The organism is Niveispirillum sp. FG148 (assembly GCF_057809655.1).
On the sequence record NZ_JBMDKJ010000006.1, the window covers coordinates 263,864 to 277,849 of the forward strand.

Below are 13,986 nucleotides of genomic sequence, written 5' to 3' on the forward strand. Positions count from 1 at the left end.
TGCGTGATCCTATCCTGGGACCATCTGGGGACGGAGGGGATTTCCAACATGGCGACCATCACCCTGATCCACGGCCATCCCGACGCGGGCAATGGCCATCTTCTGGACGATCTGGCCGACGCCTATCTGGATGGGGCGGCGGCGGGCGGGCACAATGCCGAACTGCTGCGGCTGAACGCGCTCAATTTCACCCTGATCCGCTCCAAGAAGCAGTGGGAGGAGGAGGAGCCGCCGCCCGACATCCAGGCCGCCCAGGCCGCCATCGAAAGCGCCAGCCATCTGGTCTTCCTGTTTCCGCTCTGGCTGGGCGATGTGCCGGCGCTGATGAAGGGATTCCTGGAACAGGTGGCGCGGCCATCCTTCCTGCTGACCGATCCGGCCAGGGGCTTTGCCAGCCCCCGCCGGCTGGCCGGGCGCAGCACGCGCTGCATCGTCACCATGGGCATGCCGGCCATCATGTACCGGCTGTTCTACTTCTCCCACGGGGTGCGCGCCTTCAAGCGCAACGTCCTGGGTTTCGCCGGCCTGGGCCCCAATGCCGACACGCTGATCGGCATGGTGGAGAACATGCCGGCAGACCGGCGCGATCGGCTGCTGAAGCGGATGGAGGAATTGGGGAAGGCGGGGGCGTAGGGCCCGATAAAGCAAAGGGCGGGCGCCGTTGTCGGCGCCCGCCCCAGCATGTCCGCACAGGTGCGGATCAATACATGTGCTGACCGCCATTGATGGACAGGGTCGAACCGGTGATGAAGCCGGCTTCGTCACCCACCAGGAACAGCACGCCGCGCGCGATCTCGCTGGCCTTGCCCAAACGGCCGACCGGCACCTTGGCGACGATCTTTTCCAGCACGTTGGGCGGCACGGCGCGGACCATGTCCGTGTCGATATAGCCGGGCGCGATGGCGTTCACGGTGATGCCCTTGGCGGCCCCTTCCTGGGCCAGGGCCTTGGTGAAGCCATGGATGCCCGACTTGGCGGCGGCATAGTTCACCTGGCCATACTGGCCGGCCTGACCATTGATCGAGCCGATATTGACGATGCGGCCGAAATTGCGCTCCCGCATGCTGTCGATGACGGCACGGCAGGTGTTGAAGCAGCTGGCCAGGTTGGTCTGGATGACGGCGTTCCACTGTTCGAAATTCATGCGGTGCATGACGCCGTCACGGGTGATGCCGGCATTGTTGACCAGCACTTCAATCGGGCCCAGATCGGCCGTGATCTGGGCGACGGCCGCCTTCACCGCCTCGAAGTCCGACACGTCGAACTTGTAGGCCTTGATGCCCGTGCGTTCGGTGAATTCGCGGGCGGCTTCGTCATTGCCACCGTAATTGGCGGCGACGATATAGCCGGCATCCTTCAGCGCGACGGAAATCGCCTCGCCGATGCCGCGGGTGCCACCAGTGACCAATGCAACGCGTGCCATAGTTTCCCCCATTGTTGCGGCCATAGGGCCTTTGAAATACATGCGTAAAATGCGAACGGGGGTGACTGGCACCCCCGTTCGGTCTTCGGCGTCAGTCGCGTTCGACGCAGAGAGCGACGCCCATGCCGCCGCCGATGCACAGCGTCGCCAGACCCTTCTTGGCGTCGCGGCGCACCATTTCGTGCAGCAGGGTGACCAGCACGCGCGCACCCGACGCGCCGATCGGATGGCCCAGCGCGATGGCGCCGCCATTGACATTGACCTTGGCCGTGTCCCAGCCCAGATCGCGGTTGACGGCGATGGCCTGGGCGGCGAAGGCCTCGTTGGCTTCGATCAGGTCCAGCTGGTCGATGGACCAGCCGGCCTTGCGCAGCGCTTCGCGCGTGGCCGGGATCGGGCCGGAGCCCATGATGGCCGGATCGACGCCGGCCGTCGCCCAGGCGGCGATGCGGGCCAGCGGGGCCACGCCGCGCTTGGCGGCATTGTCGGCGGACATCAGGACCAGGGCGGCGGCACCATCATTGATACCCGACGCATTGCCGGCCGTGACCGTGCCATCCTTCTTGAAGGCTGGGCGCAGCTTGGCCAGGGTGTCGATGGTGGTGCCATGCTTGGGATATTCGTCGGTGTCGACGATGACGTCACCCTTGCGGCCGGCCACGGTGACGGCGGCGATCTCCGCGGCGAACCGGCCTTCCTTCTGGGCGGCTTCGGCCTTGTTCTGCGAACCGGCGGCGAACGCGTCCTGCTCCTCGCGGGTGATACCCCACTTGGCGGCCACATTCTCGGCCGTCTGGCCCATATGGTAGTTGTTGAAGGCGTCCCAGAGACCGTCCTTGATCATGGTGTCGATCATGGCGGCATCGCCCATCTTCGTGCCGCCACGCAGATACATGGCGTGGGACGACAGGCTCATGCTTTCCTGGCCGCCGGCGACGATGATGTCGGCATCGCCCAGCTTGATGCCCTGATAGCCCAGGGCCACGGCGCGCAGGCCCGAACCGCAGATCTGATTGATGGAATAGGCGGTGCGGCCGGCGGGGATGCCGGCATTGACGGCGGCCTGACGGGCCGGGCCCTGGCCCTGCGCGGCGGCCAGCACATGGCCCAGCACCACCTCGTTCACTTCGGCCGCGTCGGTCTTGGCGCGTTCCAGCGCGGCGCGGATGGCGACCTCACCCAGCTTGTGGGCGGGCACGCTGCCCAACGCGCCGTTGAAGGCGCCGATGGGGGTGCGGGCCGCACCGGCAATTACCACTTCGACCATGCTTCCTCTCCTCAAACGTGCTGCCCGGCACTCTTCTCCGGACTATGGCGTTCCGACATAGAGATTAGGCGGAACGGATGGCGGGGCGCAAGCAACGGGTCTATGACAGCCGCCGCATCCCGGTATTATTGCCCTGCGTCAATATCGCCCGTGCCGTCATCGGCCGGGCCATCGGGTTCGCGCACGCGCGCGGGGCTGACGCGCGGGAACTCCAGGACGAACTGGGCCCCGCCCCCGTCCGCGGCAGCAACCCGCACTGTCCCCCCCATGCGTACGGTGACGATATTGTAGAGAAGATGCAGCCCCAGCCCCGATCCGCCCATCCCTCTTTTGGTCGTGAAGAACGGTTCGAAGATGCGGGGCCATAGCGCGCGGGGGATGCCAGCGCCATCGTCGCTGTAGGTCATCTCCACCCGGTCTCCCGGCAGCAGCCGGACCGACAGGCGCAGGGTGCCATGACGGTCGTCGGGATAGCCATGCATGATGGAATTGATGATCAGGTTGGTGACAACCTGGGCCATGGCCCCTGGATAGCCATCCACCTCGACCCTGTCGGGGATGTCCAGTTCCACCTTGTGTCCGGCATGGCGGATTCGGGGCGACAGGCTGGACACAATCTCCGCGACATAGGGGCCCAGTTCGAAGGGGCGACGGGCGTCGGAGGACTGGTCGACGGCCACTTCCTTGAAGGACTGGATCAACTGGGCGGCGCGCGTGGCGTTCTTTTCGATCAGCGTCGCCAGTTCGTCCACCAGCGTCAGATAATCGTCAAAGGTGCTGCGCCGCAGCCGGCCGGCCGCAGCGTCTGCCAGAACCTGCGCCGTCTCTGTCCGCAACTGCGAGGCGCCGGTGACAGTCAGCCCCACGGGGGTCGCCACCTCATGCGCGACGCCGGCCACCAAGCTGCCCAGGCTGGCCATCTTTTCCTGCAAGATCATCTGGGCCTGCGCCTCGCGCAGGTCGACCAGCGCCTTCTCCGCCGCGGCCTGCGCCTGTTCGGCCCGGCGCTGGCCGTCAATGGCGGCATCGCGCGCCTTTTGCAGCATGCGGCGTGTCTTGCTGCGGGCCGACTGCGCCGACAGATTGGCCAGCACCAGCAACAGCAGGGCCGTCAGCAGGAAGCCGAATCGGCTGTGGATGTCGGGGCCATGGTCACCGGTATAGATCTGCCAGGCATAGGTGGAACCGACCACGCCCAGAAAGCCGGAAAAGAAGATCAGGATGGCCTTGTTGCCACCGAAATTCCCCGTCGTGGCCAGCCCGGTGAAGAACAGCACCAGCAGGGGAGAGGCGATGCCGCCGGTATAATGCAGCAGGGTGCCGATCATCAGCAGCCCGCCCAGATTGTTGGCGATCGTCACCTCATGGAACCGGCCGGTCTGGCGCACCAGCAGCAGATTGCCCGTCATCAGCGCCGCATAGGCGGCCCAGGCCAGGCTGGGCGGAGCGAAGGGACCGTGATCGATGCTCCAGATGACATAAAGGACCAGGATGCCGGCCAGAATCAGTTCGGTGATGCGGATGAAGGCGCGGGCGCGCAGCAATTCCTTCTCGTCCACGCCGGGCTGGCGCAGCGATGCCGGCAGGAACAGGTCGATGACCGTCCGCAAAGCCTCTGCCGGCCATAACCGCCAGCCCCCAGCGCCCATGCGCCACCCTCCGCAGCCGGTTCACACACCGGAAGGCTGGATGAATTTGCGCTAAAACTCAATGGCTTAAGCGGCACCTGCCACAGAATTTACACGTTTGTCATGTGCGGGCCGAAACCGGTTCGGCGCCCCCCATCCGGTCACGCCCGCCCGGTCATCCGGGGATGACCAGCCGCCAGACATCCACCAGTGACACCCGGCCGCGCAGGGAGAAGGCGCCGATTTCCGTCAGCGGCATGTCGACGGTGCAGGAACCAGCGGCCCTCACGGTATCGTCGCTGACCAGCACGACATAGCATTCATCGCCCATCAACTCGCCACCCAGCGCTTCCAGCCGGGCGGCCGTGTTCACGGTGTCGCCGACGATGGTGTAGTTGATGCGGTTGGTGGCGCCGATATTGCCGACAATGACGGGGCCGGAATGCACGCCGACGCGCAGGCAGACGGGCGGCAGACCGGCGGCCTTGGCCTCGTCCGCCTCCTCCTGCACGACGCTGGCGATGGCGTGGGCGGCGCGCAGAGCGCGGGCGGCATGGTCGGGCTGTTCGTCGGGCGCGCCCCAGAAGGCCATGACGGCATCGCCGATGAACTTGTCCACTGTGCCGCCTTCCGCCTCGATACAGGCAGCGATGCGGGTGAAATGGCGGTTCAGCCATTCGGCCGTGTCCTGTGGCGACATCTTCTCCGCCATGGCGGAGAAACCCTTGATGTCGGTGAACAGGACGGTGACTTCGCGTTCCTCCGACGGGATCTCTGCCTGGGCGCCGTCGCGGCGGATCAGGCGCAGGACCAGGGATTTCGGCACATAGGTTTCGAACCAGCGCAGGCCGCTGACCATGGCGTTGAAGGCGGCGGCGGCGTCCGCCACCTCCCGGAACCGGCTGTCGGGCAGGCGGGGGACGTTCTGGAAGTCCAGATCGCGCAGGGCCACGGCGGCGCCTGACAGCAGGCGGATGCGCCGGCTGATCATCTTGCCCAGCCCCATGGCGATCAGAACCGACACGACCAGGATACCGAATCCGACGACCAGCAGATGCTGGAACCGTTCGATCTCACGGTCCACATCTTCCGTCCGCATGGCGACGACCAGGGTGAAGGGATGCTGGCCATAGTCGCTGATGCTGCGCAGCAGATAGAAATAGCTGACGCCACCGACCGTGGCCTCGCGGATCTGCACATCGCTGCGCCGTTCGTTCAGGCGGCTGTCGACCTGCTTGCCGGCGTTCCATTTCGCCAGGGGCGTGCCCACCCCGTCGGGGCCGACCATGGACCAGATGGATGCGGCGACGGGATCGCCCACCTCCTCCAGCGTCGGCAGGGGCGGGCGTCCCTTCACCTTGGAGAAGTCGAACTTGCGTTCCGCCAGATCCGGATGGGCCAGGACGTAATGATCGTCGAACAGGATGAAGCTCAACAGCTCCGTATCCTTGTCCGCATCGCGCAGGAAGCGGGACAGGCCGTTGAAGCCCACGGCCGACATGACGGCGCCTAAGAACTTGCCATCCGCCCGGCGCAACGGCGCCTGCACCGGCATGATCGTGGTTTCGATCTCGTCCGCCCAGATCGGGTCCATCCAATGGGCCGACCCGCTTTTCAGCACATCGTCCAGAATCTGGCCGGCGTCCTTCACCCTGTCCATGGCGAAGGCCGATTCCATGTCGCCGACCCGGGCGGAACCCAGCAGGCGGCCGTCATCGGCGCGCAGAAAACCCACGCCCGCCACCTGTGGCGTGGCGGCCAAGGTGCCGCGCAGCAGCGATTCCAGCCGGTTGGCATCATGGATGTCGTAATCCCCGCCGGACAGGATGCCGGTCAGATATTCGACCTGGTTGCGGGCGGGGTCCAGCTGCGCGCGAACCTTCGCCTCCGCCAGGTTCATGGCCAGCTCGGCCTTGTCGGTCAGCAGGTTGTAGGTGTTCTTGCCCGATGTCTGCACACCCAGCCAGAAGACAGACGCGACCGCAACCAGCATCAGCCCGCCGAATCCGGCAGTCATCACCACCGTGATCGGCAGGCGCCAGCGGCCCTTGCGCGCCGTGGTCTCCTCGCATTGGGGCAGGGTCAGCAATGTCTTCATGATGGGGAACCGTACAGGAGAGACGAGGATGGCGGCAACAATCGGACCCGCCCTATCCTTCCTGAATGGTCTTCACCCAGATGCCGGGCCGGGGTTCCGTCCCGGGCGGGATGTTGTTCAGCACGCGGAACCGCTCCTCCGCGTGATCCTTCAACGGCATGGCGGCCACGAAGTCGGCCACCTTCTGGCCGGGCTTCACCTGCACCACCTTCAGGCGATAGGGCTTCAGGCCTGCCTTTTCCTCCGGCTTCAGGCGGCGGAAGCCCTGGGCTGTGGCCTGGAAGCCCGCCATGTACCGGTCGGCGGTGGAAAGCGGGCAGAGGAACAGCAGGCGGTGATACCGTCCCGGCCCCGACACGATGGCGACCAGACGGGCAAAGACAGGGCCGTCCTTCCCGGACAGGCGGGTCACCGCCGTCGCCGCCGGCAGGCCATCGATGGTCAATGGCCGCAGATCGGTGAGTGCTGTGCCATTGGCCCAGACATTGGCGATATAGTCGGCCGCACTGAAGGCGCCTTGGGCCTGCCCCTGCGAATAGACGATCTGGGCGTCGTCGGGGCCCAGGGCGATGACAGCCTGTTCCCCGTTCAGCAGCCGGAAGCCGTCGGGCACCTCGAACCGGATGCCCAGGCCCGGATGGGCAAAGACCCGGCCGCGCACCAGGCCATGATCGGGACTGTCGCCATAGATCATGCCGTCGATGGCCTTCAGATACGCATCCTGATTGACCAGGAAATGGGCCGACGGCATCTGTGATGCCACCGCCGCCGCGCGTTCGGCCCGGTCGCCCGTGGGCGGATGGGTCTGAAGATAGGAGAACTGGTCGGCCTTACCCGGCTGCCCGGCCAGAAGCGCCTCCAGCTGCGCATGCCGGCCCATGCTGGCCAGGAAACCCGCCATTTCGCGCGGATCGTAATTGGCGGCCGTCATGTAGCGGATGCCCAGATTGTCGGCCTGCAGCTCCTGCCCGCGGGAAAAGCTGGCCAAAGCCGCCTCTGCCCCCTTCTGCGCGATCTGGCCCGCACCCTGTCCCAGAAAGATGCCGGCGATGGCGGCCCCACCCTGGGCCAGCACGCCGCGGCCATAGCGGTCGGCGGCATGGCGGGCTGTGACATGGCCGATCTCGTGCCCCACGACGCCGGCCAGTTCCGCCTCGCTGCTGGCCAGCGCCATCAGGCCGCGGCTGACATAGACATAGCCGCCGGGCAGGGCGAAGGCGTTGACGATGGGGCTGTCCAGGACGGTGAAGGTGTAGCGGGTGCCCGGCACCTCCGTCCTGGCGGCCAGTGTCTGGCCCAGCCGGTCGACATAGGCCTGCAGCTTCGCATCCTCATACCGGCCACCGAATTCGCGCAGCATCTCCGGATGCTGCTGGGCGCCGATCGCGGCTTCCTTTTCAGGGGGCATCAGCCCCGTCAATTGCCGGTCGCCGGTGACGGGGTTGGTGGAACAGGCAGCCAGGAACAGGGGCAGGGCCAGCGGCAGCAGGCGGATCAGACGGGCCATGGGGTGTTTCCCGATCTTGAATCATGTTCATTCCGCCTTATGCCAAAGAATTGTGGCGGCAGGAAGCCCTCCGCACGGCATAGCGGCCCTTGTCACCGATGCGCGTTCAGCTTCTGGCGCGGGCCAGTTCCCGGGTGGTGAAGTCCAGGCGCATGGCGACATCCCGCAGGATGCAGACGGCCATCTGCGGGAATTCGTCGATCAGCCGGAAGAAGGCGTCACGGTTGATGCGCAGCGTCACCACGTCGCCGACCGCCCGCGCCGTGGCCATGCGCGGCCGGTCACATAGCACGCCGACCTCACCCACGATGCCGGAACCGTTCAGGCTGCTCAGCGGCATCGTTCCGCCGGCCGTGGCGATTTCCACGTCGATGCGGCCCGACAACAGGACGAAGGCGGCGACCGACGGCTCCTCCTGCGCGAAAAGCGCTTGGCCATCGGCAAAGCGCACCACCTCGCTGGTGAAGGCCAGCAGTTTCAGTTTCGACAATTCAATGGCGGCAAACAGGGGGAGGCGGCGCAATGCCTCTACCTGCGTGGTCAGATCGGCGCTCAATCCACCCTCCCTGCGGTACCTGTTCTTTTGTGGTACCTTGTGGTCATAGTGGACCCCAACCATTCCCGTCTGTCCAGCCCTGCCATCTGTCCTATCACCGGCCTGCGACCATTGTCCGTGACCTGCTACCCCCACGCCATCCTGTTCCGCGCACAGCCGATGCGGCCTGATCAGGGGGCGGCGCGGCTGGAACTGGCCGCCCGGCTGGCGGCGGCGGGGCAGCAGATGGGGGGACAGGGTGTGCTGCTGGCCTGGGGTGGTCTGCCGCCGCCGGGTGCCGTGCCCGACGGGGTCACGCTGGTGCCGCTGCCGCCGGCCTGGGTGCGGGATGATGCGCCGGAGGTCATGCTGGACGCCGATGGCCATCGTGCCGACTGGTCCTGGAAGAAGCGGCGGGCGGCCGCACTCCTGGCGCTGTTCGCGGGCATGCGGCCGCGGCTGATCGTGCTGGACGGGGCCCCGTCCCTGTTCCGGTTTGAATTGCGGCCGCTGCTGGAAATGGCCCGGCGCCGGCCGGACCCGCCCCGGATCGGCCTGTGGCCTTCGGGGGCGGTGGTGGGCCCGGAACTGGCGCCGCTGCTGACGGATGCCGTTCAGCTGGACGGGGTGCCCGACGGGTCCGCGGCGGCCATGGCCGCCCTGTAGGTATCGACATAATGGCGGGCGGACGCGGCCCAGGATACGTCGCGCGCCATGGCCGATTTCTGCACGTGGCGCCAGCGGTCGGTCTGCGGATGCAGCGCCAGCGCCCGGTCGATGGCGTTCAGCAGGGCCGGCACCGTGACGGGGCCGAAAGTGAAGCCCGTGGCCGTGCCGTCGGTCAGGGCATCGTCGGTGCAATCGGTCACGGTATCGGCCAGCCCGCCCACGCGGCTGACCAGCGGCAGGGTACCGTAGCGCAGGGCATACATCTGGGTCAGGCCGCAGGGCTCGAAGCGCGACGGGACCATCAGCACATCCACGCCCGCCTGCAACCGGTGGGACAAGGCCTCGTCATAGCCCAGCACCAGCCCGACGCGACCGGGATAATGCCGCGCCGCCCCGGCCAGCGCCTGTTCCAGCGACGCCGTGCCCGTGCCCAGCACGGCCAGCTGTGCGCCCCGCGCCATCAGATGCGGGATGGCCTGGACCACAAGGTCGATGCCCTTCTGGTCGGTCAGGCGGCTGACAATCCCGAACAAGGGCGCGTGGATATCGGGTGACAGGCCGAAGGCGCGTTGCAGGTCGGCCTTGTTGGCTTCCTTGGCGGGCAGGCTGCCCGCATCGTAATGGGCACTGATCTGCGGGTCGCCGGCCGGGTCCCAGGCCTTCGTGTCGATGCCGTTCAGAATGCCGTCCAGCACGTCGGCGCGGGCGCGCAGCAGCCCATCCATGCCGAAGCCGAAAATCTCCCCCTGGATTTCGGTGGCATAGGTGGGGCTGACCGTGGTCAGCCGGTCCGAATAGACCAGCCCCGCCTTCAGGAAGGAAAGCTGGCTGTAGAATTCGAAGCCCTGCGGCGTGAACCCGTCCCAGGGCAGGCCCAGGGTCGGCACGGTGTCGGCCGGGAACAGGCCCTGGAAGGCCAGATTGTGGATGGTGAAGACCGTGCCCGGTCGCTTGGCCCCAGCCAGCGGCCAGAGCGGGAAATGCAGATGGGCCGCCGCCAGGCCCGCCTGCCAGTCATGGCCGTGCAGCACGTCGGGCTTCCAGGCGGCCCGCCCCGTCCCGCCATCGCCGGCCAGCCCGATCAGGGCCGCCACCCGGCCCAGGGCCGCGAAGCGCAGATGGTTGTCGGACCAGTCCTTCCCATCCGGCCCCAGATAGGGATTGCCCTTGCGGCCGAAGAAGCTGGGAATGTCCAGCGCATAGACGGTGCCGCCATCCACCCCGCGTCCCGACACCAGCCGGGCTGGAGAGGCCGAAGGCAGGCCCGGCAGGCCGCGCAGATCGCGCAGCACCTTGGTATTTTCCAGCCGTTCCAGCACGCCCGGATAGCCCGGCAGCAGCATGCGCACATCCACGCCCACTTCCCGCAGGGCCGCGGGCAGCGCGCCGGCGACATCGCCCAGCCCCCCGGTCTTCACATAGGGCAGGCATTCCGACGTGACGAAAAGAACGCGCATGATGGGGTCCGGGATGGTTGATCGGGGGTGACGGGCCGCACTCTATGAGTGAACGTATCCGCCGCTTTCAGCAAGGGGGTCGTCGCCCCAGATATCGCCGGCGCAGACGGCGCGCACCAGCCCCCGCAGCCAGCGATGGGCGGGATCGGCATCCAGACGCGGATGCCACAGCAGCGAGACGCTGACCGACGGGATAGGGATGGGCAGATCGAACGTGGCCATGCCGGCCCGCAGCGCGGCCGTGTGCCGGTCGGATACGGTTGCCACCAGGTCGCTGCCGCGCGCAACGGCCAGGGCGCCTGCATAGCCGGCCACATAGGCCGCTACCCGGCGTTCCAGTCCCAAGGCCAGCAACGCCTGGTCGACCGGGCCTGGGTCCGGCCGCGCCCGTGTTACGGCGACATGGGGCGCCGCCGCATAAGCCGTCGCCGTCACCGGCCCTTCCAGCAACGGGTGACCGGCGCGGACCACGCCGATGAAATGGTCGCGGAACAGGGACTGCACCCGCAGTTCGGGGCCCGTGTCCGACCCCACCACGCCGGTTTCCAGATCGACCGTACCGTCGCGCAACTGGGCGCTGTCCCGTTCCGGCTTGGCCATGAAGCGCAGGCGTACACCGGGGGCCAGGGCCGCCACGCGCGTGATCAGCGGCGCACCGAACGTTTCCACGAAACCTTCGCTGGCCCGCAGGGTGAAGATGCGGTCCAGGCGGGACAGGTCCAGCGTGGCAGCCGGGCGCAGGGCGGCACGCGCCTGATCGACGATGGCGCCCACCTGTTCGCGCAGCTCCAGCGCGCGCGGCGTGGGGACCAGGCCGCGGCCTGCCCGCACCAGCAACGGGTCGCCCGTCGCCTCGCGCAGTCGGGCCAGGGCCCGGCTCATGGCCGACGGGCTGAGCCGAAGGCGGCGGGCGGCCCTGGCCACGCTGCCTTCCGCCAGCAACACGTCCAGGGTGACCAGCAGGTTCAGGTCAGGCGGATTCATGGGGCCCGGCATATATGGCGTTTCATGCACGAATATAGTGTGACTGCTGCGCCTTCCGCCACATCAGACCGCCCCGTAGCGTCATCACGTCGAAGAACCAGCAGCGGAGCGGACAATGGCGGGTCAAGGTGAACAAGTGGAAGTGTCGGGTAATCCGGGCGGACGGTGGGTCCTGCCCGCCCTGTCGCTGTCCATCCTGCTGTCATCGCTGGGTACCAGTATCGCCAATGTCGGGCTGCCGACCCTGGCGCAGGCCTTCGCGGTGCCGTTCGCCCAGGTGCAATGGGTGGTGCTGGCCTATCTCCTGGCCACCACCACCCTGATCGTCAGCGCGGGCCGCCTGGGCGACCGGATTGGCCGGCGCCGCCTGCTGCTGACGGGCATCGGGCTTTTCACCCTGGCATCGGCCCTGTGCGGGCTGGCGCCGTCGCTGACGGCGCTGATCGCGGCGCGGGCGCTGCAGGGGTTGGGGGCGGCCATGATGATGTCCATGTCCATGGCCCTGGTGGGCGACACGGTGGACAAGGCCCGCACCGGCCGGGCCATGGGCATGCTGGGCAGCATGTCGGCCGTGGGTACGGCACTGGGCCCGTCGCTGGGCGGCGTCACCATCGCGCTGGCCGGCTGGCCCGGCCTGTTCCTGGTCAATGTGCCCTTGGGCCTGGCAGCGCTGGCGCTGGTCCGGACCCAGGTGCCGGCACCTGGCCGCAGCACGGCCGGTCAGGCGGGCGGTGACCTGCTCGGCACCCTGCTGCTGGCGGCGACCCTGGCCGCCTATGCCCTGTCCATGACCATCGGACAGCGTGCGGACGGGACCGGTCCGGTGCTGCTGACGGCGACGCTGCTGCTGGCCGGTCTGTTCATCCTGCGGCAGGTCAGCGCGGCCAGCCCGATGCTGCAGCTTTCCCTGTTCCGGGATGGGGGCCTGTGCGGGGGGCTGTTCGCCAATATCCTGATCTCCACCATCATGATGGCGACGCTGGTGCTGGGCCCTTTCTACCTGACGCGGGTCCTGGGGTTGAACCCGGCGATGACGGGGCTGGTGCTGGCGACGGGGCCCTGCATCTCCGCCCTGGCCGGGATGCCGGCGGGCCGGGCCGTGGACCGGTTCGGCCCCGACCGGATGACCCTGGCCGGCATGGCCGGTGTTGGTCTTGGCTGCCTGCTGCTGTTCGCGTCGCGGGTGGAATGGGGTGTCGCGGGCTATATGGGCCCCATCGCCGTGATGACCAGCGGCTACGCCCTGTTCCAGGCGGCCAACAATACCGGCGTGATGGGCGGGCAGCCGGCGGACCGGCGCGGGCTGATCTCCGGCCTGTTGAACCTGTCGCGCAATCTGGGCCTGATTACCGGGGCCGCCTGTCTGGGCGCCGTCTTTGCCCTGACTGTGGGTACATCCGATCTTGCCGCTGCCTCCCCCGGTCAGGTGGCGGACGGGATGCACAGGGGCTTTCTGGCGGCGGGCCTGCTGGTCGCTGCCGTGCTGTGCCTGCTCCGGTTCGGCCGCCTGGTCGCCACCCGTCGCGTGGTCAGGCCGGTACCGGGCAATGCAGTCCCGCCGGGGAAAGGGTGAAGATCTCCACCCCATCTTCCGTCACGCCAACCGTATGTTCGAACTGCGCCGACAGCGACAGGTCACGGGTGATGGTGGTCCAGCCATCGGGCAGGGTGCGCACGCCGGGGCCACCCTGGTTGAACATCGGCTCCACGGTAAAGACCATGCCCGGTACCAGCTTCATGCCCTTGCCGGGCTTGCCGAAATGCAGCACGTCGGGCGCGTCGTGGAAAACGCGCCCGATGCCATGGCCGACATAGTCGCGGACCGTGGAATAGCCCACCGCCTTGGCCGTGCGCTCCACAGCATGGCCGACATCGCCCAGATGTTTACCCGGCGCCACCTGACTGATGCCGGCCATCATCCCGTCATAGGTGGTGCGGACCAGATGCGCGGCCTTGGGCGTCACAGTGCCCACCAGATACATGCGGCTGGTATCGCCATACCAGCCATCGACGATGGCGGTGACATCGATATTGACGATGTCACCATCCTTCAGCCGCGTCTGCGCCGACGGGATGCCGTGATTGACGACGTGGTTGGGGGAGATGCAGCAGGATTTGGGATAGCCGTGATAACCCAGCGTGGCCGGGATGGCGCCGTGGGCCCGCAGGAATGCCTCCACCCGGTCATCCAGCTCGCCCGTGCTGACGCCCGGCACGACGAAGGGGGCCAGATGGTCCAGGCAGGCGGCCGCGACCCCACCCGCCCGGTGCAGGGCGGCGAAGGCCGTGGCCCCGTGCAGGACGACCCGCCGGCCCAGCGGGTCCAGCACGAAATTGCCCGGATAGGTCTTCATCCTGTTTTCCCTTGTTCGCTTGCGCCCTCACGCGCCGGGCGCCGCCATCCGGCGGCTTGGCTTG

Annotated in this window: 12 protein-coding genes; 3 read left to right on the forward strand and 9 right to left on the reverse strand. The window is 67.5% G+C overall.

The annotated features are described in order from the left end of the window. The first annotated feature begins 3 nt into the window (after positions 1–3). Positions 4–633 carry an NAD(P)H-dependent oxidoreductase gene (locus tag ACODTW_RS09445; RefSeq protein ID WP_488945725.1) on the forward strand — a complete coding sequence of 210 codons (630 nt, stop codon included), beginning with the start codon at positions 4–6 and terminating at the stop codon, positions 631–633. A gap of 67 nt (positions 634–700) precedes the next feature. Here the strand turns inward: ACODTW_RS09445 and phbB are convergent, their stop codons facing one another. From phbB to ACODTW_RS09475, 6 genes are all read right to left on the reverse strand, one after another. Beyond that, positions 701–1,423 (reverse strand): acetoacetyl-CoA reductase, encoded by a 723-nt coding sequence (gene phbB, locus ACODTW_RS09450; RefSeq protein WP_488945726.1) that lies wholly within the window; start codon positions 1,421–1,423, stop codon positions 701–703. Positions 1,424–1,514: 91 nt separating this feature from the next. Then, positions 1,515–2,690, reverse strand: a complete 1,176-nt coding sequence (locus tag ACODTW_RS09455; RefSeq protein WP_488945727.1) for an acetyl-CoA C-acetyltransferase — start codon at positions 2,688–2,690, stop codon at positions 1,515–1,517. A 125-nt stretch (positions 2,691–2,815) separates the two neighbouring features. Then, positions 2,816–4,339: a sensor histidine kinase gene (locus ACODTW_RS09460; RefSeq protein ID WP_488945728.1), complete on the reverse strand. Its 1,524-nt coding sequence runs from the start codon at positions 4,337–4,339 to the stop codon at positions 2,816–2,818. 154 nt (positions 4,340–4,493) lie between these two features. Beyond that, positions 4,494–6,416, reverse strand: coding sequence for an adenylate/guanylate cyclase domain-containing protein (locus ACODTW_RS09465; RefSeq protein ID WP_488945729.1), 1,923 nt, complete (start codon positions 6,414–6,416; stop codon positions 4,494–4,496). A gap of 52 nt (positions 6,417–6,468) precedes the next feature. Further along, complete coding sequence (locus ACODTW_RS09470; protein WP_488945730.1) at positions 6,469–7,923, reverse strand: M48 family metalloprotease; 1,455 nt, start codon at positions 7,921–7,923, stop codon at positions 6,469–6,471. A 106-nt stretch (positions 7,924–8,029) separates the two neighbouring features. Further along, complete coding sequence (locus tag ACODTW_RS09475; protein ID WP_488945731.1) at positions 8,030–8,479, reverse strand: cyclic nucleotide-binding domain-containing protein; 450 nt, start codon at positions 8,477–8,479, stop codon at positions 8,030–8,032. Positions 8,480–8,596: 117 nt separating this feature from the next. Here ACODTW_RS09475 and ACODTW_RS09480 point away from each other — a divergent pair, with 117 nt between their 5' ends. Continuing rightward, positions 8,597–9,124, forward strand: coding sequence for a hypothetical protein (locus ACODTW_RS09480; protein ID WP_488945732.1), 528 nt, complete (start codon positions 8,597–8,599; stop codon positions 9,122–9,124). On the opposite strand, the gene glgA is transcribed toward ACODTW_RS09480, so the two are convergent. Both glgA and ACODTW_RS09490 read right to left on the reverse strand, forming a co-directional pair. Beyond that, on the reverse strand, positions 9,073–10,584 hold the full coding sequence (glgA, locus tag ACODTW_RS09485) for a glycogen synthase GlgA (protein ID WP_488945733.1): 1,512 nt from the start codon (positions 10,582–10,584) through the stop codon (positions 9,073–9,075). The two genes, ACODTW_RS09480 and glgA, sit on opposite strands and share 52 nt — an antisense overlap. Positions 10,585–10,626: 42 nt before the next feature. Then, entirely contained in the window at positions 10,627–11,568 is a 942-nt protein-coding gene (locus tag ACODTW_RS09490; protein ID WP_488945734.1) for a LysR family transcriptional regulator, read from the reverse strand. Between the two features lie 115 nt (positions 11,569–11,683). Between ACODTW_RS09490 and ACODTW_RS09495 the strand changes: the two genes are divergently transcribed. After that, positions 11,684–13,141 (forward strand): MFS transporter, encoded by a 1,458-nt coding sequence (locus ACODTW_RS09495; RefSeq protein ID WP_488945735.1) that lies wholly within the window; start codon positions 11,684–11,686, stop codon positions 13,139–13,141. On the opposite strand, the gene map is transcribed toward ACODTW_RS09495, so the two are convergent. Next, complete coding sequence (gene map / locus ACODTW_RS09500; protein WP_488945736.1) at positions 13,098–13,922, reverse strand: type I methionyl aminopeptidase; 825 nt, start codon at positions 13,920–13,922, stop codon at positions 13,098–13,100. The genes ACODTW_RS09495 and map overlap by 44 nt on opposite strands. Positions 13,923–13,986: the final 64 nt, after the last annotated feature.